Source organism: Pseudomonas sp. 22490 (assembly GCF_052044465.1).
Taxonomy (GTDB): Bacteria; Pseudomonadota; Gammaproteobacteria; order Pseudomonadales; family Pseudomonadaceae; genus Pseudomonas; species Pseudomonas aeruginosa.
In genome coordinates, this window is sequence record NZ_JBQENS010000018.1 from 92,532 (window position 1) to 110,886 (window position 18,355).

Below are 18,355 nucleotides of genomic sequence, written 5' to 3' on the forward strand. Positions count from 1 at the left end.
CCCGAGGAAGGCCTCGTCGAAGCCCTTGCGCTCGGCCAGGTCGGCGACGCTGCGCTGCTTTTCCTGGANCGCTTCAGCTCCGCCCCGGCCACCGGCACCCAGGCGCGACGCGCCAGCAGGCTGCGGATCACGCTGGCCTTCACCGCATAGTTGGTCTTGCGGAACTGGCCGCCGAAGTGCAGGCCGACCACCTCGCCGCCGTCGATCGAAAGCACCGCCGAGCCAGAATTGCCGCCCAGGGTCGAGCAGTCGTGGGTCAGGTACCAGGCGTCATGGGGCAATCCCACGACTTCGCCGGGAGCAAAACGCTTGACGTCGTAGATGTTGCCGAAGATATCTTCCATCGCCCCGGCGTCGTTGCGGCTGTCGCGCGCCGGATAGCCGNCGCCTGGCGCGGCTCGGCATCCTGGCGCGCGAGGACCAGCGGCGGCGGCAGCAAGTCGCCCTTCACTACCTGGAGGATCGCCATGTCCGGCGCCTCGGAGACGTCCGGGGCGATCCACAGGACCCGCGCGATCACATGCTCGTCGCTTTCCGGCTGGCGGTATTCCTCGCGGAAGTCCACGCGGGTGCGCACCTGCTTGCCGGCCTGGTTGAGACGGAAGCGGAACAGGCTGCCCTGGCGTTCGGCGAACAGGCTGGCGACATGCCGGTTGGTGACGATCAGGTCGTCCTCGATGCGCCAGCCGGTACCGCACCAGTCCATGCTGTCGTGGTCGATCAGTTCCAGCCGACCGACCGAGCGGATCGGCGTGGCCAGCGCGGCGCGATGCTTCTTCAGGCGCTGCTCCAGGCCGGCCAGCGGCGCTTCGTCGAAGATACCGTTCTTCACCAGCAGCACCGGCCGGCTCTTGAGCAGGACGATCGCCTCGCTGAAGCGCCGCGAGTCGAAGAACGAGGCGTCGGATTCCGGCGACACGCTCTTGCCCAGGTGGTCGGCGATCTGCTCGCGGCTGGCGTTGTACGCCGGCACGTTGCTCCACTCACCGCGGGCGGCGAGGTGGGCGAGTTCCTCGCGGGTGCCCTTTTCCTTCAGTACCGAGCAGACCCGCAGTTCTTCCGGCGTGGCCCGCCGGGGGTTGCGCTTGCGCATGGCCATGTCCCTCGCTGGGCGGATATCCCTGGCAGGAGTCTAGCCGAGGGACATGACAGGGCCATGTCCCGCTGGCGCACCGCCGCGCAGCTCAACCGGCGAACAGCCGGTAGGCCGGGTTGTGGGTTTCCTCCCAGTACGGATAGCCGATGACTTGCAACGCCGCCTCCAGCTCGCCGCGCTCCTCGTCCGGCACCTGCAATCCGGCCAGCACCCGACCGTCGGCGGCGCCGTGGTTGCGGTAGTGGAACAGGCTGATGTTCCAGCGCGAGCCGAGCTTGTCGAGGAAGTTCAGCAAGGCCCCGGGGCGTTCGGGAAACTCGAAGCGGAACAGCCGCTCGCGGCGCACCTCGGTACCGTGGCCGCCGACCATGTGGCGGATGTGCAGCTTGGCCATCTCGTTGTCGGTCAGGTCGAGTACCGGGAAGCCCTGCTCGCGCAGGCCGGCGAGCAGGTCGGCGCGGCTGTCGGTGAGCGGATGGGTCTGCACGCCGACGAACAGGTGGGCCTGGCGGTCGCTGTGGTAGCGGTAGTTGAACTCGGTGATCTGGCGCCGGCCCAGCGCCGCGCAGAAGGCCTTGAAGCTGCCCGGCCGCTCGGCCACGGTGACGGCGATGATCGCTTCGCGCTGTTCGCCCAGTTCGGCGCGCTCGGCAACGTGGCGCAGGCGGTCGAAGTTGATGTTGGCACCGGAGTCGATGGCCACCAGGGTCTGCCCCTCGGTGCGTTCGCGGGCCACGTACTTCTTGATCCCCGCTACGGCCAGGGCGCCGGCCGGCTCGGTGATCGAACGGGTGTCGTCGTAGATGTCCTTGATCGCCGCGCAGATTTCGTCGCTGCCGACGGTGATCACCTCGTCGACATGGTCCTTGCAGACCTCGAAGTTGCAAGCGCCGATCTGCGCCACCGCCACCCCGTCGGCGAACAGCCCGACCTGGCCCAGCACCACCCGTTCGCCGGCGGCCAGCGCCGCCTGCAGGCAGTTGGAATCCTCCGGCTCGACGCCGATCACGCGAATATCCGGACGCAGGTGCTTGACGTAGGCGGCGATCCCGGCGATCAGGCTGCCGCCGCCGACCGGCACGAAGATCGCGTCGAGGCGGCCGCTGTGCTGGCGGAGGATCTCCATCGCCACCGTGCCCTGTCCGGCGATCACGTCCGGATCGTCGTAGGGTGGGACGAAGGTCATGCCTTCGCGCTCGGCCAGTTGCAGGGCATGGGCCAGCGCATCGGGGAAGGCGTCGCCGTGCAGCAACGCCTCGCCGCCGCGTGCCAGCACGCCCTTGACCTTGAGTTCGGGAGTGGTGCGCGGCATCACGATCACCGCCCGCACGCCCAGGCGCTGCGCCGCCAGGGCCAGGCCCTGGGCATGGTTGCCGGCGGAGGCGGTGATCACCCCGCGGGCCTTCTGCTCGTCGCTCAGGCGCGCGACACGGGTGTAGGCGCCGCGGATCTTGAAGGAGAACACCGGCTGCAGGTCCTCGCGCTTGAGCAGCACCCGGTTGCCCAGGCGCTGGGACAACTGCGGCGCGACCTGCAAGGGGGTTTCCACGGCGACGTCGTACACCGGCGCGGCCAGGATGCTTTCCACGTAGCCGGCCAGCAGGGGTTTGCTTGCGCTGAGGGTCGAGGCGCTCATCGGCTGGCCTCCGCGCTCGCCGCCACCGAGGCCAGCAGGTCGGTGCCGTAGGAGTTGTCCACCGCGCAGCGCCACTGGCCATCGGCCTCCTGGCGGAACACGTAGGTGGCCCGACGTTGCAGGCGTCCGGCCTTCGACTCGATCACCGCCTCGGCCATGACCAGCGCAGTATCTCCCGCCTCGATCACCCGCAGGTCGTGCTGGCGCACTCGCAGGCTGTGCTCGAAGTGCCGGGCGATGGCGTCGAACGCCTGGCGGATCTGCGCCTTGCCGCAGGCGTTGAGGCCCGGCTTGACCACCAGGGTGGCGTCGTCGCAGTAGAAATCCATCAGGGCATCGAACTGCCCGGCATTGATCAGGGCGTCGGCCCGGCCAACGAGGTTCTGGAGGGTCTGGTGCTGCATGCTGTTCTCCCGGTTCGGTGGTTTTGGCCCAGGAGACAGAACGAAGAACCCGCCTCGAGGGCGGGTTCGGAGTGGACGCTGGCTAACCCGCCATAGCTGGAATGGCGGTAATAATGCTGCGGCGGGTAAGCAGGGTCGCGAAGGTCATGGGTATCGAAACTACGGCGCAGGCCCGTTGGCTGTCAAGCGGTCCGGCCGCGCCGGCAGGAAAAAGCCCCTGCCGCGATGGCAGGGGCTTGCCGTTTTGGCCGAACACCGCCAGAGGTCAGCGGGTCAGCAGCACCTTCTGCGGCTGCGAGCCGCTCACGGTGACCAGCTTGGTGACGGTGCCGCCCTCGGTGATGGTCTTGCCATCGCTCTGGGCGCTCCAGGTCAGCTCGCTGGAAATGTAGTAGGTGCCGTTGGGGATGTGGTCGAAGTCGAAGCGACCGTTCTGGTCGGTGGTCGCCTCGCGCACGTAGGTGGCGCGTCGCGGGTCGAGCACCGGCGGTTGCACGTCGGGATCGCGCTTGGCGGCATCGAGGTTGCCGAACTTCGCGTAGTAGGCCTTCATGTAGCTGGTCGCAGGCTCCAGGGTGACCTTGGTGTTGGTCCCCTTCTGGATCGCACCCGACGCGCTGGTCAGGTACAGGTCGCCGTTGATCACGCCCTCTCCCACCTGCTGGGTCGCCGCGTATTCATGCTCCGGGAAATCCGGCAGGTCGTTGGGATTGGAGGCGCAGGCCGCCAGGGCCGCGGTCATGGCCAGGAGGCCGAGGTTCTTCTTGATCGAAAGCATGGGCAATTCCTTTTTTCAAGCGAAGGTAACGAGTCCGTTGTGCGGCACCGACCGCGTGCTCAGGAGCGACGCCCGAGCAGGAAGCCGGCGAGCAGGCCCACCGCGGTGGTGATGGCCACGGTCTGCCAGGGATTGGCGCCGATATAGCTTTCCGTCGCATCCACCGCGTGGCGGCTGCGTTCGGCCACGGCGCTACCGCCCTTGCCGAGGGCATCGTTGGCCTTCTCCAGCAGCGCGCCGATCCGCGCACGGGCGCTATCGGCCTTGTCGCCGGCGAAGGCGGCGCTGTCGGCGAGCATGCTGTTGGCTTCGGAGAGCAGTTCCTGCAGCTCGCTGTAGCTCTGGTGCTGGATCTGCTCGAGGTTGTCTTTCACTGCGTTTTTGCGTGCCATCGAAGAGGCTCCCTGAAAAATGACTTGCAAAGGAGTTGATAGGCGCCGCAGTGAAAAAGTTCAGAGGAAATCGCCGGGAAGAACCGGCGCCCAGGCAGTGGGCGCCGGCTTCCATGGCCTGCCTGCCGTCAGAACGCGTAGATCGCCGAAAGAATCGCCGTGCGACCGTCGCCATACTCGATGGCCGAGGAGCGCGACTGGTTGCCGTACACCTGGCGCACCCGCTCGACGTAGGCCTTGTCGAACAGGTTGTCGAGGTTGAGTTGCAGTTTCAGGTCGCGCGTCGCCTGGTAGCCGAGCATCATGTTGTGCACCCAGTAGGCATCCAGCTTGCCGTTGTCCACCGAGGTGACGTTGCGCTGGCTGACGTAGCGTGCGCCATAGCCCAGGGTCACGCCCTCGGGCAGTTCGTAGGTGCTCCAGAGGCTCAACGAGCGCGGCGGGGTATTGCCCAGGGCCTGTCCCTCACGCTGCGGGTTGCTGGATTTCAGGGTTTCGCTGTCGAGGTAGGTGTAGGTGGCGAAGAGGTCCCAGTGCTCGTTCAGCTTGCCGCTGGCGCTCAGCTCCAGGCCACGCACGCGCTGTTCGCCGGCAAGCACGTAGCTGCCGTCGGCCAGGCGTTCGCGAGCGTCCTCCTTCTTCACCTGGAACAGCGCCGCGTCCAGCTCCAGGCGCCGTCCGAGGAACTCCCACTTGGTGCCCAGCTCGTAGGTGCTGTTCTTCTCCGGCGCCAGGCCTCCGGTCGCCTCGGTCACGCCCGAGCCGGTGGTGACCAGGTGTTCCGCCGAGGGGTTGAAGGAGGTGCCGTAGGAGAAGTACACCCGCCCGTTCTCCAGCGGCTTGAATACCAGCCCCGCCCGTGTGCTCAGCTTGCCGTCGGAACTGTCGGCGCGCACCGTCGGCTTGCCTGAGGGCGTGCTCCGCGAGGTGCCGTCGATCCAGTCGTAGCGCAGGCCCAGGCTGAGGTCCCAGCGCTCGTCCAGGGCGATGGTGTCGAAGGCGTACAGCGCCTTGACCTCCAGTTCGGTCCGGTTGCGCGCGCTGCCGCGCTTGTCGGTGGGGCCGTTCCAGTAGCCCGGCGGGTTGTGCAGGTCGAAGCCGTTGGCCGGGTAGAACTTGCCCAGGTTGTAGGAGTAGGTGGTGCGGTCGTAGGTCTCGCGGGACAGCTCGAAGCCGCCGATCAGCGTATGCGCCAGGCCGAAGGTATCGAAGCGGCCGGTGAGGTTGGTCTGGTTGATCCACATCCGCGTCTTCGAATCGCGCCCGTAGGCTTGCGGTCCCGCCGGCAGGTAGCGACCCGGCGGCAGGCCCTTCTGGTTGACGTGGGAGGCGGAGATCACCGTGTCCCGATGCAGGTGGGAATAGCGGATGAGGTTCTGCAACTGGAAGTCGTCGCTGAAATCGTGTTCGAGCTTGAGGGTGGCGACGTCGTTGTCGATCCGTTCCTCGTCCAGGTTGCGCCAGCCGAAATAATCGTGGCGGCTGACGCCGTCCAGCTTGCGCCCGTTCAGCGCCGGCACGCCATAGTCGGGAAGGTTGTCGTCGCGCTGGTGGAAGTAGCTCAGGGTCAGGCGGGTCGGGGTGTCCAGGCCGAAGGTCAGGGATGGCGCGATGCCCCAGCGCTGCTTGTCGATCTGTTCGCGCCCGGCGACGTCGTTGTGGTGGGCCATGAGGTTGAGGCGGAAGGCGGTCGATTCGCCAAGCCCTTCCAGCGGCTGGTTGGTGTCCAGGGTCAGGCGCCGGTAGCGGTCCGTGCCCAGCCCGGCGCCCAGGTGGGTGAAGGCTTCGGCCTTGGGCTGCTTGCTGACCATGTTGATGCTGCCGCCGCTGGTGCCGGCGCCGCCGAACACCGAGTTCGGTCCCTTGATCACTTCCACCGCCTCCAGGTTGAACAGGTCGCTGCGGCTGGTCTGGGCGCTGTCGCGCAGCCCGTCCACCTGCATGTTGGCGTTGGCGCTGAAGCCGCGGATGTTGATGCTGTCGCCGGAACCGCCGCCGCCTTCGCCGGCGTTGAAGGTGATGCCGGAGACGTTGGACAGCACCTGGCGCAGGCTCAGGGCGTTCTGCTCCTGGATCACCTTTTGCGGCACCACCGTGACGGTCTGCGGGGTATCCAGCAGCGGCACGGCGTACTTGGCCGAGGCCGAGCGTTCGACCCTGGACGAGGCCTGCTCGCCGGTGACCGTGTCGGCTCCCAGTTCCAGGGGATCGTCCTTACGCGCCGCGTCCTCGGCCAGGGCCGGCGAGGAGCAGGCGGCCATCAACAGCATCAGCGGCGCCAGCGGGCGTTTGGTGGGCAAGGGGGACGGCTCGTTGCGACGATCCATGAAGTACTCCATCTTGGTTATTGAGAATCATTGGCATTTGATTGATGGAGGGTTTTTTTCACAAGCCGGACAGCTCCGAAAAAGCTCCCGGAAAAATCTGATAACCAACGGCAGAGTCCCGGAACAGAGGGCTCGCCGCGCGGCCCTTCTGCCAGGCGGCGTCCGCATCCCTGCCATCGCGCAGACAAAAAAAAGCCCCGCCAATCGACCGGCGGGGCTTTCCCTAAAGCGTGTCGCCTCAGAACAGCGAGGCGACCAGATGGGTGGCGGGCGCCACCTGGAAGTCGATGGACATCATCACGCTCAGCGCGGTGATGGCGATGATGGAGAAGGCGAACAGCTTGCGCGCCCAGACCCGGTCGTCGGCGGTCCAGTAGCCGGTCAGGGCGATGGCCAGCCACCACAGGCTCACCGCCACCGCCACCAGCAGGTAGCCGTAGCCGGCGTAGCCGCCCAGGCACAAGGCGAGGGTCGCCGCCATGAAGGCGAGGATGTAGAGCACGATGTGGATCTTGGTCACCGCGATGCCGCGCGCCACCGGCAGCACCGGGATGCCAGCCGCCTCGTAGTCCTTCAGGCGGAAGATGGCGATGGCATAGGAGTGCGGCATCTGCCACAGGCAGAAGATCGCCAGCAGCGAGGCGGCGCCGGCGTCGAACTGGCCGCTCACCGCGCAGTAGCCGACCACCGGCGGCATCGCCCCGGAGAGGCTGCCGACCAGCGTGCCGTACTGCGAACGACGCTTGAACCACAGGCTGTACAGGCCGACGTAGACGAAGTAGCCGAAGCCGGCCAGCGCGGTGGTCAGCGGGTTGGTCCGCCACCACAGCAGGCCGAAGCCGGCGACCCCGAGGACCAGGCCGTGGGCCAGGGCAGCCTTCAGCGAGATCTGCCCGGTCACGGTGACTCGCCCGCGGGTCCGCTCCATGTGCCGGTCGATGTCGCGGTCGATGCAGTTGTTCAGCACGCACCCACTGGCGACCACCAGCGACAGGCCGATGACCGTGGCCAGCAACAGCATCGGCTCGACGCTGCCGCGGGCGGCGAGGAAGTATCCCCCCGCCACCGCGATCAGGTTGCCGAAGATGATTCCCGGCTTGGCCACCAGGAGATAGCGTTTCAGCTTCACGTCATGGCCCTCAGGGCATCGGCATCATCAGCATGTCGGCGCTGAAGATGATCCACAGCGAGAGACCGACCACCAGCAGGATGACGATCACCGTGAAGATGAACGCCATCACGTTCCAGCGCCCTTCCGACGACATGTTCATGTGCAGGAAGCAGATCAGGTGCACCACCACCTGCACCAGGCCGAGGACGACCATGGTGAGGATGGTCGCGTGGCGCGAGAAGCCGCCGTCCATGACCATGTAGAACGGGATCGCGGTGAGGATCACCGAGAGCACGAAGCCGATCGCGTAGGAACCCAGGCTGCCGTGGCCGGCGCCGTGGTTGTCGTGTGCAGCGCTGCTCATTACAGGGCCCCCATCAGGTAGACGACGGTGAAGACGCAGATCCAGACGATGTCGAGGAAGTGCCAGAACAGGCTCAGGCACATCATCCGGGTGTTGTTCTGCGCGGTGAGGCCGCGGGTCCAGATCTGCGCCATCAGCACCAGCATCCACAGCAGACCGGCGCTGACGTGCAGGCCGTGCATGCCGACCAGGGTGAAGAAGGACGACAGGAAGGCGCTGCGGCTCGGGCCGAAACCTTCGGCGATCAGGTGGTGGAACTCGTTGATCTCCATCCCGATGAACGCGGCGCCGAGCAGGAAGGTGACCCCGAGCCAGGCGATCGCCTGGCCCTTGGCGCCCTTGTGCGCAGAGAGCATGGCCAGGCCGTAGGTGCAGCTGGAAACCAGCAGGATGGCGGTTTCCACCAGCACGTAGGGCAGCTCGAAGATGTCCTTGCCGCTGGGGCCGCCGGCGGTGTGGTGAACCAGCACCGCGTAGGTGGCGAAGACGCTGGCGAACAGCACGCAGTCGGTCATCAGGTAGAGCCAGAAACCGAATACGGTGTTGCCGCCGCTATCATGTGCATGATCGTGGTCGTGGCCCACTTCGTGGGCGTCGGCCAGATGCTTGTTCAATACTGCCGTCGACATGGTTCAGACCTGCTTGGCGAGTTGCTGGAAACGGGCGCTTTCGATCTTCTCGATCTCTTCGGGCTGGACGTAGTAGTCGACGTCCTGGTTGTAGCTGCGCACGATGAAGGAGCCGATCATGCCGACGAAGCCGACCGCCATGAGCCACCAGATATGCCAGATGGCGGCGAAGCCGAAGACGAAGGCGAACACGGCGATGGAGAAGCCCGCGGCGGTGTTCTTCGGCATGTGGATCGGCTGGTAGGCCGGCAGCTTGCGGTAGGCGGTGCCGGCCTTCTTCATGTCGTGGAAGGCATCCACGTCCTGTACCTTCGGCAGCTCGGCGAAGTTGTAGAACGGCGGCGGCGAGGAAGTGGCCCATTCCAGGGTGCGGCCTTCCCACGGGTCGCCATTGACGTCGGCCAGTTGCTTGCGGTTGCGGACCGAGACGAACAGCTGGATCAGCTGGCAGGCAATGCCGCAGAAGATCAGCACGGCGCCGAAGAACGCGACCACCAGGTAGGGCTTCCACAACGGGTTGTCGTAGTGGTTCAGGCGACGGGTCATGCCCATGAAGCCGAGGATGTAGAGCGGCATGAAGGCCATGTAGAAGCCCACCAGCCAGCACCAGAAGGAGCGCTTACCCCACTTCTCGTCGAGGGTGAAGCCGAACGCTTTCGGGAACCAGAAGGCGAAGCCGGCCAGGTAGCCGAACACCGCGCCGCCGATGATGGTGTTGTGGAAGTGGGCGATCAGGAACAGGCTGTTGTGCAGCAGGAAGTCCGCGCCCGGGATGGCCAGCAGGACGCCGGTCATGCCACCGATGGTGAAGGTCACCATGAAGCCCAGGGTCCACAGGATCGGCGTGCTGAAGCGCAGGCGGCCCTTGTAGATGGTGAACAGCCAGTTGAACAGCTTCACCCCGGTGGGGATCGAGATCAGCATGGTGGCCACGCCGAAGAAGCCGTTGACGTCACCGCCCGACCCCATGGTGAAGAAGTGGTGCAGCCACACGGTGAAGCCGAGGAAGGTGATCGCGGCGCTGGCCCAGACCATCGACTTGTAGCCGAACATGCGCTTGCCGGCGAAGGTCGCGGTGACCTCGGAGAAGATACCGAAGGCCGGCAGGATCAGGATGTACACCTCGGGATGGCCCCAGGCCCAGAAGAGGTTGATGTACATCATGGCGTTGCCGCCGAGCTCGTTGGTGAAGAAGTGCATGTCCAGGTAGCGGTCGAGCGACAGCAGGCCCAGCGCAGCGGTGAGGATCGGGAACGAGGCGACGATCAGGATGTTGGCGAAGGTGCAGGTCCAGGTGAAGATCGGCATCTGCATCAGCTTCATGCCCGGGGCACGCATCTTGAACACGGTGACCAGGAAGTTGATCCCCGTGAGCAACGTGCCCATCCCGGATATCTGTAGCGCCCAGATGTAGTAGTCCACCCCTACCCCGGGGCTATAGGCCAGCTCCGACAGCGGCGGATAGGCCACCCAGCCGGTACGGGCGAATTCGCCCAGGCCCAGCGACACGTTGACCAGCATGGCGCTGACCACGAGCAGCCAGAAGCTCAGCGAGTTGAGGAAGGGGAACGCCACGTCGCGCGCGCCGATCTGCAGCGGCACGGCCAGGTTCATCAGGCCGGTCATGAACGGCATGGCCATGAAGATGATCATGATCACGCCATGCGCGGTGAAGATCTGGTCGTAGTGCTCCGGCGGCAGGTAGCCGTGGTTGGCGCCTTCGGCCAGGGCCAGCTGGCCGCGCATCATGATCGCGTCGGCGAAGCCGCGGACCAGCATGACCAGGGCGACGACGATGTACATCACGCCGATCTTCTTGTGGTCGACCGAGGTCAGCCACTCGGTCCACAGGTAGGTCCACTTGCGGTAGTAGGTGATCGCACCGACCACGCCGAGGCCCAGCAGGGCGACGACGGCCAGTGTGACCATGACGATGGGCTCGTGGTAAGGCACGGCCGAGAGTGTCAGTTTCCCGAACATCTGCGCTTACTCCTGGGTACTCGGTTGCATGTGCATGTCCTTCATGTCTTTCATGCCCTGCATGGCTTGCATGTCCATGTCCTGCATGTCGTGACCGGTCATGGCGGCTTCGTGCTCAGCCCCGGCGTGCTCGCCGTGCGCGGCACCCTTGGCGTCGCCGTGGTGCTCGTACTTGGTGAGGATGTGGCCGAACAGTTCCGGGCTGACCGAAGAGAAGTAGGTCGGCGGAACGTTCTCGCTCGGCTTGACCAGCTCCGGATAGGTGCCGATCGACAGGCTGGTCGGTGCCGCCTTGACCTTGGCGACCCAGTCCTGGAAGCCCTGCTCGGAGGTGGCGATGGCCTTGAAGCGCATGCCGGAGAAACCGCCGCCGCTGTAGTTCGCGGAGATACCGTCGAACACGCCTTCTTCGTTGGCGATCAGGTGCAGCTTGGTCATCATCCCGGCCATCGAGTAGATCTGGCTGCCCAGCTGCGGGATGAAGAACGAGTTCATCACCGAATCCGAGGTGATCTGGAAATTCACCGGGGTGTCTTTCGGGAAGGCGATCTCGTTGACCGTGGCGATACCCTGCTCCGGGTAGATGAACAACCACTTCCAGTCCAGCGAAACGGCCTGGATGGTGACCGGCTTGACCTCGGAGTCCAGCGGACGGTACGGGTCGAGCTTGTGGGTGCTTTCCCAGGTGATCCAGCCGAGGATCGCGATGATCACGCAGGGCACCAGCCAGACCACCGCCTCGATGCGGTTGGAGTGGTGCCAGTCCGGCTTGTACTCGGCCTGGGTATTCGAGGCGCGGTACTTCCAGGCGAACGCCAGGGTCATCACGATCACCGGGATGACCACGATCAGCATCAGCAGGGTCGCGGTAATGATCAGGGTGCGCTCGTCCATGCCCACCTGCCCTTTCGGGTTGAACAGGGTCATGTCGCAGCCGCCGAGCAGCAGCGCGGGCGCCAGGGAAAGCCATTTCAATGCGGCAAACGGGTTTGCTTTGGTCATCTTCCGGCCTTAATCGATGGAAGGAGCGAGTGGTCGCTCATGGATGTCTCCTTGCAAGGCTTGTGGCGGAGACCGCTGGCTTCAGCCAGTTCCAGACATGCAGTCGCCGCCGGGGTACGGAACGGCCATTGCCCGACCACGGGAGAAGGCAAGCGGATACCTTTCCCGATTCCGGTGGCGGACTCGTTCCACGCGCTGAGTCGTTCCTTGATGAACAGCGTTTTCGAAGCTGTGCCGGAAGAGGCCAAGGGCGGCCAAGGCACGTGCATGCCTGGGCGAGAAGGATTGCCCTTCCCGCCGGGTGATCAGGTCGCAGTTATCGGTCGGCTATTTGTTGTGCAACAGGCAAGGCAGGAACCCATTTATCGCGATGCGGAGCAGAGACTCGCGCGACGCTCGTTGGACCGAAACTGAGCGTCAGTTATTACAATTCATTTCAGCTGAGGAGCCTATGACACATCTTGCAATAGACTTTCTCAAACATAGATAAAGTAGGGCTTTTACCTGCCTGCGACAGGTTGTCGCAGGCCATACCCTAGCACAACAGTTGGAATACGCGAATATTCTTCGCTTCGAGCAGCATAACGCAAGGAAATCGCCCCCGCGCCAACATCGTGACCCGAGAGTCAGCGTCTATCGGCCTGCAACTGTACCCCTGCCGTTCGTCCAGATGCGCCAACTGTATCCGCCGCCGGGCCGGCGCTAACGCGCAGGCGCCAGAGCAGCGCGGCGGCCAGCAGGGCGCTGGCTCCGGCCACCAGCATAGCCAGACGGAAGCCCTCGGCCAGCGCGGCCGGCAGCTCGGCGTCGAGCCCCGCCAGGGAACCAGGCAAGCGATGGGCCGTGATCGCCTGGGTGGCGAGCCGTTGCGCATCGGCAATCCCCAGCTCCTCCAGCCGATCGCCCAGGACGACGATCGCCCGCCCGCTCAGCAGCGCTCCCAGCAACGCGATGCCGACGGCCATGCCGGCCTGGCGCAGGGTATTCATGGTCGCCGAGGCCATCCCGGAACGCTCGCGGGCCACGCTCGCCATGACCGCCAGACCGGTGCCGGGAACGGCCAGGCCCATGCCCAGGCCGAGCGCCACCAGCAACAGGCCGACCCAGGGATACGCGGTTCCCGTACCGCAAGCGGCCAGCGCCAGCATGGCCAGGCCGATCACCAGGTAGCCCAGCACCAGCAGGCGTCGCAGCGGTACGTGCCGCTGCAACCGGCCGAACAGCATGGACAGTGCGCCCATGGCGAGGAACTGCGGCGCTAGGTAGAAGCCGGCCTGCTGCGCCGAGGCACCCTGCACCTGCTGGAAGAACAGGGAGAGGAAGAACAGGCTGGCGTAGCCGGAAAAACCGAGGACGAACGAGGCCAGGTTGCAGACGGCGAACCCGGCCTGGCGGAACAACCCCAGGGGCAGCAGCGGTCGGGCGGTCCGCCGCTCGACGAAGAGGAAGCCAAGCAGGCCGACCCCGGCCAGGAGCAGCGCCGGCCAGGCCGTGGGAGACAACCAGCCGCCCTCTCCCGCGGCGATCAGGGCGTAGGTCAACGCTCCCAGCCAGACCACGCTGAGCAACTGCCCCAGGGGATCGAAGGCGGCGTGCTCGGGGTGCGCGGTTTCCTCGATGCCCCACAGGCCCAGGGCGAGCGCCAGCAGGCCGAGCGGCAGGTTGATCAGGAAGATGCTCTGCCAGCCGGCGTGCTCCACCAGCAGGCCGCCGAGCAGCGGGCCGAGGATCAGCGACAGCGCGCTGAAGGAGGTCCAGCCGCCGATCACCTGGGCGCGCTGGCCGGGATCGTGGAAAGCCTGGGTAAGGATCGACAGCGCGCCGGGTATCAACAGCGCCCCGGCGATGCCCTGGACCGCGCGTCCGAACAGCAGCAGCGCCAGCGAGGTGGCCAGCGCGCAGAGCAGCGAACCGAAGCTGAACAGGCCGACCCCGAGCAGCCAGGTCAGCTTGCGACCGTAGCGGTCGCTCAGCGGTCCGGAAGACAGCATGAAGGCGCTCAGGCACAGCGCATAGGCGTCGACCACCCACTGCAGGCCGGCCAGGTCGGTATCCAGGGCGTACTGCAGCGTCGGCAGGGCGAGGTAGACGATGCTGATGTCGAGCGAGGCGATGAAGGTTCCCAGGTAAATGGCGGCGACCAGAGCGACACGACGCGAAGGGTTCATGGAGTACTCCGATGAGAGGGCGCTGGCCCAGGAATAATCCATTGACCGACGGTCAGTCAATAAATATCGCGAAACATTCTCATCTTCCTGTCATGCCTCGTCTTCCCCTCCACGCTCTTTTACACTGCGGCCAACCCAACCACCGGACCCGCGCTCCATGCCCGATCGCCACGCCGAACAGCCTGCCCGCCAACCGCGCACCAAGCCTGCGGAGGTTCGTCTCGAGGAACTGATGGCAGCGGCGCAGCAACTGTTCCTAGACAAGGGTGTGGACGCCACCACCATCAGCGACATCGTCGCTGCCGCGGGGGTCGCCAAGGGTACCTTCTATCACTACTTCCAAGCCAAGACCGACATCCTCCTGGCCCTGCGCGAGCGCTTCACCCAGGCTTTCCAGCAGCGCATCGCGAATGCCGTCGAGGCCTGTCCGGCGAACGACCATCCCGGCCGCCTGCGCGCCTGGACCGAGAGCGGCCTGGCGGGCTACCTGGAGGGCTACCGGCTGCACGATGTGGTCTACAGCGAGCACCATCACCACCAGCGCGGCAACCAGGAGCGCGACCGCGTGCTGGAGCAATTGGCGGAGCTACTGGAGAACGGCGCGGCGGCCGGCGCCTGGCCGCTGCGCAACCCACGGCTGAACGCCCTGCTGCTCTACTCCGGGCTGCATGGCGCCGCCGACGACGCCATCGCCGGCGGCCGCCTGGATACCCAGCCGCTGGCCGGCGAACTCGCCGATGCCTTCCTGCGCCTGCTCGGTGCCAGCGACTGAGGCAGGCTCAGCCGCAGAAGGTTTCCTGCAGGTGGCGCCAGTACAGCCGCCCTTCGTCGTCACGGTGCAGGACTACGGTGGACAGGCGCTCGCTGCGACCCGCCGCGTCGGACTGGATTTCCCGATAGGCCAGGGTCGCGCCATCCACGCCTGAAGCCAGCAGACTCTCGCCGTCGATCTCGATGCGCAGCCCAGGACGGGTGCCGCCCTTGCTGCGGAACAGCTCGCCCAGAGCAGTCTTGTCCAGGACCACGCCATGCGGCGTGACCATCGAGAAGTCCTCGACGAAACGCGCCATCAACGCATCCAGCGCGTCAGCCCGTGAGTCGCCGGCCAGCCAGTCGCGGATCGCCACGTGGGCATGGTGGATTTCCCGGCGGTAGGCACAAGTCATGGTGTAGCTCCTTTCAGGTCTGGACCAGGGCGCGAACCCCGGCGGAATCGATACGCCTCACCCACGGCAGAGGCAATAGCGTGAAAGCGGCGGCGAACAGGAAGCAGTGGACGAAGGCCGCGGGGTCGGCCCGCGCCTGCAACAGGTTGAGCAACCCACCGAGCACGGCCATGCCCAGGCAGAACGCCAGTTGCCGATTGATGTTCCACAAGGCGCTGGCATGGCCCATGCGCGCCGCCGGGACGTCGAGCAAGGCCATGCCCTGTGCCGCGCTGCTACACAGGCTGCCGCCGAATCCCATGGTCGCGTAGGCCCCCGCCAGTTGCCAGAAGCCGCTCCCCTCCCCGCTTCGAGCCAGCCACAGCAGGCCGCCGGCCTGTATCGCCATGCCCGCCAGCAGCAAGGATTTCGGCCCCCAGCGATTGAAGCGTCGCCGGGTCAGGCCGATGGCCAGGCCGGCCGCCAGCGCCCAGGGCAGCATCAGCGCACCGGCACGGCTCGCGCTGAGGCCGAGGGGGCCTTGCAGATAGAGCATGGCGACCAGGTTGGCGCCCATGAAGGCTCCCGGCACGCAGAGATAGACCAGCATCGCCGTACGCAGCAATGGCGCCTCCAGCAAGCCAAGGTCGAGCAGCGCGTCGGTACGAGCGCGCCCGTCACGCCAGTAGCAGCAGCCCAGCACGCAGGCCAGCAGCGCCAGGAGCAGGCCACGCCCGCCGCCGCCGGGCGATCCCAGCCAGGCGAGCGCCACCAGCAGCGTGGCCAGCGCCGCCGAGCCGAGCAGCAGGCCGCGCAGGTCCAGGCGCTGCGCCGCATGCTTGTGCCTGGGCAGCCAGCGCATCGCCAGGGCCAGCACCAGCAGCGCTGGCGCCACGCTGGCGAAGAAGATCCCACGCCAAGACAGGCTGTCCACCAGCCAGCCGCCGAGGGCAGGCGCCACGGCGGGAACGATCAGCGCCACCAGCATCACCCGTGCGGTCAGGCCGGCCCGTGCCGACGCAGGGACATTCCGATAGGCCATGGCCTGGCCGAGGGGGATCAGCAACCCGCCGGCCAACCCCTGGCACAGGCGCCAGACGATCAACGTCGCCGCCGATCCAGCCAGGCCGCAACCCAGCGAAGCGCTGGCGAAACCGGCCAGTGCCAGCAGCATCAGTCGCCGTTCTCCCAGGCGCGAAGCGAGCCAGACGCTCAACGGAATCACCAGGGTCAAGCCGAGCAGGTAGGTGTTGCCGATCCACGCCAAGGTCGCCACCGAAGCGCCAAGGGAACGCCCGATGTCCGGGTAGGCGACGCTGGCGATGAAGATGTTCACCAGGTCCAGGGCGAACCCCAGCAGGTACAAAGTGGCCAGGCGGGACGGTTGATTCATGGGCGCTCCGGAGGTTTGCCGGGGAGCATAGCGAGGCGCTCGCGCTATCTGGAGAGGCTAATCGCGCATAGACTGTCAAATCGAATTTGACAATAGGGACGCCTTCCATGGTCAGCCTCGACCGCTTCGAAACCTTTCGCGCCGTGGTCGACTGCGGTTCCCTCAGCGCCGCCGCCGACACCCTCGGCCAGACGCGTGCGGTAGTCAGCTTCAACCTCAAGCGGCTGGAGGCCGAACTGGGCGTTTCTCTGCTCAGCCGCAGCACCCGGCGGATGGCCCTGACCGATGCTGGCGAACGCTTCTACCAGCGCTGCGTGAAGGTGCTCGACGAGGCGCGCCTGGCCATCGACGACGCCCGCGCCGAGCATGGCGAACTGCGTGGCAGCTTGCGCGTCACCACCACCCAGGAATACGGCCTGCGCCAACTGGTGCCGGCCCTGCAGGCATTCGCCCGGCTGCACCCGGCGTTGCAGGTACAATTGTCGACCTCATCGCTGCATGCCGACCTGATTGGCGAACGCTTCGACGTCGCCATCCGCCTGGGGCGCCTGGAGGACTCCACCCACCATGCGGTGCAACTGGCCAGCTTCGAGGTCCTGGCGGTGGCCAGCCCGGCCTGCCTGGCGGCGCTCGGCGAACCGCCGCCGACCGACCTGGAGAGTCTGGAGCGCCTGCAGAATCTCGGTCACAGCCGGCTGGCGGACTCCCTGCCCTGGCAAGTACGCGCCCCCGACGGCGCCCTGCGCAGCTACCGCGGACCGCGCCATCCCATGCTGCTGGCCGACAACGCCGCGGCCCTGCGCGCCTTTGCCCTCGACGGCCTGGGTATCGCCGTGCTGCCGGACTGGCTGGTGCAGGCCGACTTGCGCTACGGCGCGCTGCAACGCCTGCTGGCGGACCACGGGTTTCCGCTCCAGGGCGTGCATGCCGTTTATCCGCCGACCCGCCACTTGCCGTCGAAGGTCCGCGCGTTCATCGACTTCCTCAAGACTCGCCTGGGGCACCCGGACGCCGGTTAGAAAACCGAGGCCGCCGCGATTGCCCGCGGCGGCCTCGGCACAGACGTGGCTCAGTTACCCTGCGGCATCTCGCCGCGCGCCAGGCGCGCATTGATGTCGCGGACCACCGCCGGCAGCTCGGCGATGGTCTCGATCAGGTAGTGCGGACGCGAACCTTCGAACATCTGTTCGATACGCGTCCGCTCGCGCTCCAGTTCGGCCGCCGGCAGCGCCTTGTACTGCTCGTAGGTGAGGCCCAGGGCATTGCCCGAGCAGGTCAGCGCCACCGTCCACATCCCGGCGCGGCGCCCTTCAAGGATACCCGGCCAGGTGTCGTCGACCTTCACGCAGGCCGCCACATCGTCGATCCCCAGGGCGATCACGTTGGCCAGCGCCTGGGCCGGCCATGGCCGGCCGTTGGGCACTTCGTCGGTGGCCACCACGTGGTCGGCGACGTAACCGTTGGTCTCGGCCAGGGCTACCACCTTCTCCATCACCACCGCCGGATAACCGGAACAGGAACCGATCTTCAGGCCCATCCCGCGGAGTTCGGCGATCGCCTGCAGGGCGCCGGGGATCAGCGCCGAATGTTCGGCGATCTTTTCGATCTGCAGCGGCATGAAGCGCTCGTAGATGGCGGTGACATCGTCGTCGCTGGGCAGGCGGCCGAAGACGGCGCGGTAGCGCTCGGCGATCGCCGGGATGTCGCAGAGGGTGCGGATGTGGTCCCACTTGCCCATTCCCATCGGACCGCGCGCTTCCTCCAGGCTGACCTGGACGCCGAATTCGGCGAAAGCCTCGACGAAGATCTGGGTCGGCGCGAAGGAGCCGAAATCGACCACGGTTCCCGCCCAGTCGAGGATGGCGGCCTGGAGGGTGGCTGGCTGGTTGTAATTCATTGTCGTGAACCCTTTTCTGCTCGTTGTCGTTCA

The 18,355-nt window shown here is 66.2% G+C and carries 16 protein-coding genes; 2 read left to right on the forward strand and 14 right to left on the reverse strand.

What is annotated here, in order from left to right; genetic code table 11:
* Positions 1-1,184: 1,184 nt before the first annotated feature.
* From ilvA to ACTJJX_RS20245, 11 genes are all read right to left on the reverse strand, one after another.
* Positions 1,185-2,732, reverse strand: a complete 1,548-nt coding sequence (gene ilvA, locus ACTJJX_RS20195; RefSeq protein ID WP_016851813.1) for a threonine ammonia-lyase, biosynthetic — start codon at positions 2,730-2,732, stop codon at positions 1,185-1,187.
* Positions 2,729-3,136 (reverse strand): YybH family protein, encoded by a 408-nt coding sequence (locus ACTJJX_RS20200; RefSeq protein ID WP_003082737.1) that lies wholly within the window; start codon positions 3,134-3,136, stop codon positions 2,729-2,731. The genes ilvA and ACTJJX_RS20200 overlap by 4 nt, the downstream gene beginning before the upstream one ends.
* Before the next feature lie 265 nt (positions 3,137-3,401).
* Positions 3,402-3,914: a hypothetical protein gene (locus ACTJJX_RS20205; protein ID WP_003123080.1), complete on the reverse strand. Its 513-nt coding sequence runs from the start codon at positions 3,912-3,914 to the stop codon at positions 3,402-3,404.
* Positions 3,915-3,973: 59 nt separating this feature from the next.
* Entirely contained in the window at positions 3,974-4,306 is a 333-nt protein-coding gene (locus ACTJJX_RS20210; RefSeq protein WP_003082731.1) for a DUF883 family protein, read from the reverse strand.
* Positions 4,307-4,434: 128 nt separating this feature from the next.
* Positions 4,435-6,633 (reverse strand): TonB-dependent receptor, encoded by a 2,199-nt coding sequence (locus ACTJJX_RS20215; protein WP_016851814.1) that lies wholly within the window; start codon positions 6,631-6,633, stop codon positions 4,435-4,437.
* Between the two features lie 238 nt (positions 6,634-6,871).
* Positions 6,872-7,762, reverse strand: a complete 891-nt coding sequence (gene cyoE, locus ACTJJX_RS20220; RefSeq protein WP_016263743.1) for a heme o synthase — start codon at positions 7,760-7,762, stop codon at positions 6,872-6,874.
* A gap of 10 nt (positions 7,763-7,772) precedes the next feature.
* A complete protein-coding gene (gene cyoD / locus ACTJJX_RS20225; RefSeq protein ID WP_003109258.1) occupies positions 7,773-8,108 on the reverse strand; it encodes a cytochrome o ubiquinol oxidase subunit IV in 336 nt (111 codons plus the stop codon).
* Complete coding sequence (cyoC, locus tag ACTJJX_RS20230; RefSeq protein ID WP_003086858.1) at positions 8,108-8,737, reverse strand: cytochrome o ubiquinol oxidase subunit III; 630 nt, start codon at positions 8,735-8,737, stop codon at positions 8,108-8,110. The genes cyoD and cyoC overlap by 1 nt, the downstream gene beginning before the upstream one ends.
* 3 nt (positions 8,738-8,740) lie before the next feature.
* Positions 8,741-10,717 (reverse strand): cytochrome o ubiquinol oxidase subunit I, encoded by a 1,977-nt coding sequence (cyoB, locus tag ACTJJX_RS20235; protein ID WP_003082705.1) that lies wholly within the window; start codon positions 10,715-10,717, stop codon positions 8,741-8,743.
* A gap of 6 nt (positions 10,718-10,723) precedes the next feature.
* Positions 10,724-11,719 (reverse strand): ubiquinol oxidase subunit II, encoded by a 996-nt coding sequence (cyoA, locus tag ACTJJX_RS20240; protein WP_003086856.1) that lies wholly within the window; start codon positions 11,717-11,719, stop codon positions 10,724-10,726.
* 626 nt (positions 11,720-12,345) lie between these two features.
* Positions 12,346-13,887, reverse strand: a complete 1,542-nt coding sequence (locus ACTJJX_RS20245) for an MFS transporter (protein WP_016851815.1) — start codon at positions 13,885-13,887, stop codon at positions 12,346-12,348.
* A 157-nt stretch (positions 13,888-14,044) separates the two neighbouring features.
* Here ACTJJX_RS20245 and ACTJJX_RS20250 point away from each other — a divergent pair, with 157 nt between their 5' ends.
* Positions 14,045-14,659 carry a TetR/AcrR family transcriptional regulator gene (locus tag ACTJJX_RS20250; protein WP_003082696.1) on the forward strand — a complete coding sequence of 205 codons (615 nt, stop codon included), beginning with the start codon at positions 14,045-14,047 and terminating at the stop codon, positions 14,657-14,659.
* 7 nt (positions 14,660-14,666) lie between these two features.
* On the opposite strand, the gene ACTJJX_RS20255 is transcribed toward ACTJJX_RS20250, so the two are convergent.
* Both ACTJJX_RS20255 and ACTJJX_RS20260 read right to left on the reverse strand, forming a co-directional pair.
* Positions 14,667-15,053, reverse strand: coding sequence for a DUF4440 domain-containing protein (locus ACTJJX_RS20255; protein WP_016851816.1), 387 nt, complete (start codon positions 15,051-15,053; stop codon positions 14,667-14,669).
* A gap of 13 nt (positions 15,054-15,066) precedes the next feature.
* Positions 15,067-16,425 carry an MDR family MFS transporter gene (locus ACTJJX_RS20260; protein ID WP_003082692.1) on the reverse strand — a complete coding sequence of 453 codons (1,359 nt, stop codon included), beginning with the start codon at positions 16,423-16,425 and terminating at the stop codon, positions 15,067-15,069.
* Positions 16,426-16,532: 107 nt separating this feature from the next.
* Here ACTJJX_RS20260 and ACTJJX_RS20265 point away from each other — a divergent pair, with 107 nt between their 5' ends.
* Positions 16,533-17,444 (forward strand): LysR family transcriptional regulator, encoded by a 912-nt coding sequence (locus ACTJJX_RS20265; RefSeq protein WP_016851817.1) that lies wholly within the window; start codon positions 16,533-16,535, stop codon positions 17,442-17,444.
* A 50-nt stretch (positions 17,445-17,494) separates the two neighbouring features.
* Here the strand turns inward: ACTJJX_RS20265 and phnX are convergent, their stop codons facing one another.
* Positions 17,495-18,322, reverse strand: a complete 828-nt coding sequence (phnX, locus tag ACTJJX_RS20270; protein ID WP_003100114.1) for a phosphonoacetaldehyde hydrolase — start codon at positions 18,320-18,322, stop codon at positions 17,495-17,497.
* Positions 18,323-18,355 lie beyond the last annotated feature (33 nt).

What these genes read in the sequence shown, in the direction of transcription:
- ACTJJX_RS20205 (WP_003123080.1), bottom strand. Translation starts at nt 3,914, where the DNA reads ATGCTTTCGATCAAGAAGAACCTCGGCCTCCTGGCCATGACCGCGGCC.
- ACTJJX_RS20260 (WP_003082692.1), bottom strand. Translation starts at nt 16,425, where the DNA reads ATGAATCAACCGTCCCGCCTGGCCACTTTGTACCTGCTGGGGTTCGCC.
- ilvA (WP_016851813.1), bottom strand. Translation starts at nt 2,732, where the DNA reads ATGAGCGCCTCGACCCTCAGCGCAAGCAAACCCCTGCTGGCCGGCTAC.
- ACTJJX_RS20250 (WP_003082696.1), top strand. Translation starts at nt 14,045, where the DNA reads ATGCCCGATCGCCACGCCGAACAGCCTGCCCGCCAACCGCGCACCAAG.
- cyoD (WP_003109258.1), bottom strand. Translation starts at nt 8,108, where the DNA reads ATGAGCAGCGCTGCACACGACAACCACGGCGCCGGCCACGGCAGCCTG.
- ACTJJX_RS20255 (WP_016851816.1), bottom strand. Translation starts at nt 15,053, where the DNA reads ATGACTTGTGCCTACCGCCGGGAAATCCACCATGCCCACGTGGCGATC.
- cyoA (WP_003086856.1), bottom strand. Translation starts at nt 11,719, where the DNA reads ATGACCAAAGCAAACCCGTTTGCCGCATTGAAATGGCTTTCCCTGGCG.
- ACTJJX_RS20215 (WP_016851814.1), bottom strand. Translation starts at nt 6,633, where the DNA reads ATGGATCGTCGCAACGAGCCGTCCCCCTTGCCCACCAAACGCCCGCTG.
- ACTJJX_RS20210 (WP_003082731.1), bottom strand. Translation starts at nt 4,306, where the DNA reads ATGGCACGCAAAAACGCAGTGAAAGACAACCTCGAGCAGATCCAGCAC.
- ACTJJX_RS20200 (WP_003082737.1), bottom strand. Translation starts at nt 3,136, where the DNA reads ATGCAGCACCAGACCCTCCAGAACCTCGTTGGCCGGGCCGACGCCCTG.
- cyoC (WP_003086858.1), bottom strand. Translation starts at nt 8,737, where the DNA reads ATGTCGACGGCAGTATTGAACAAGCATCTGGCCGACGCCCACGAAGTG.
- ACTJJX_RS20265 (WP_016851817.1), top strand. Translation starts at nt 16,533, where the DNA reads ATGGTCAGCCTCGACCGCTTCGAAACCTTTCGCGCCGTGGTCGACTGC.
- ACTJJX_RS20245 (WP_016851815.1), bottom strand. Translation starts at nt 13,887, where the DNA reads ATGAACCCTTCGCGTCGTGTCGCTCTGGTCGCCGCCATTTACCTGGGA.
- cyoB (WP_003082705.1), bottom strand. Translation starts at nt 10,717, where the DNA reads ATGTTCGGGAAACTGACACTCTCGGCCGTGCCTTACCACGAGCCCATC.
- phnX (WP_003100114.1), bottom strand. Translation starts at nt 18,322, where the DNA reads ATGAATTACAACCAGCCAGCCACCCTCCAGGCCGCCATCCTCGACTGG.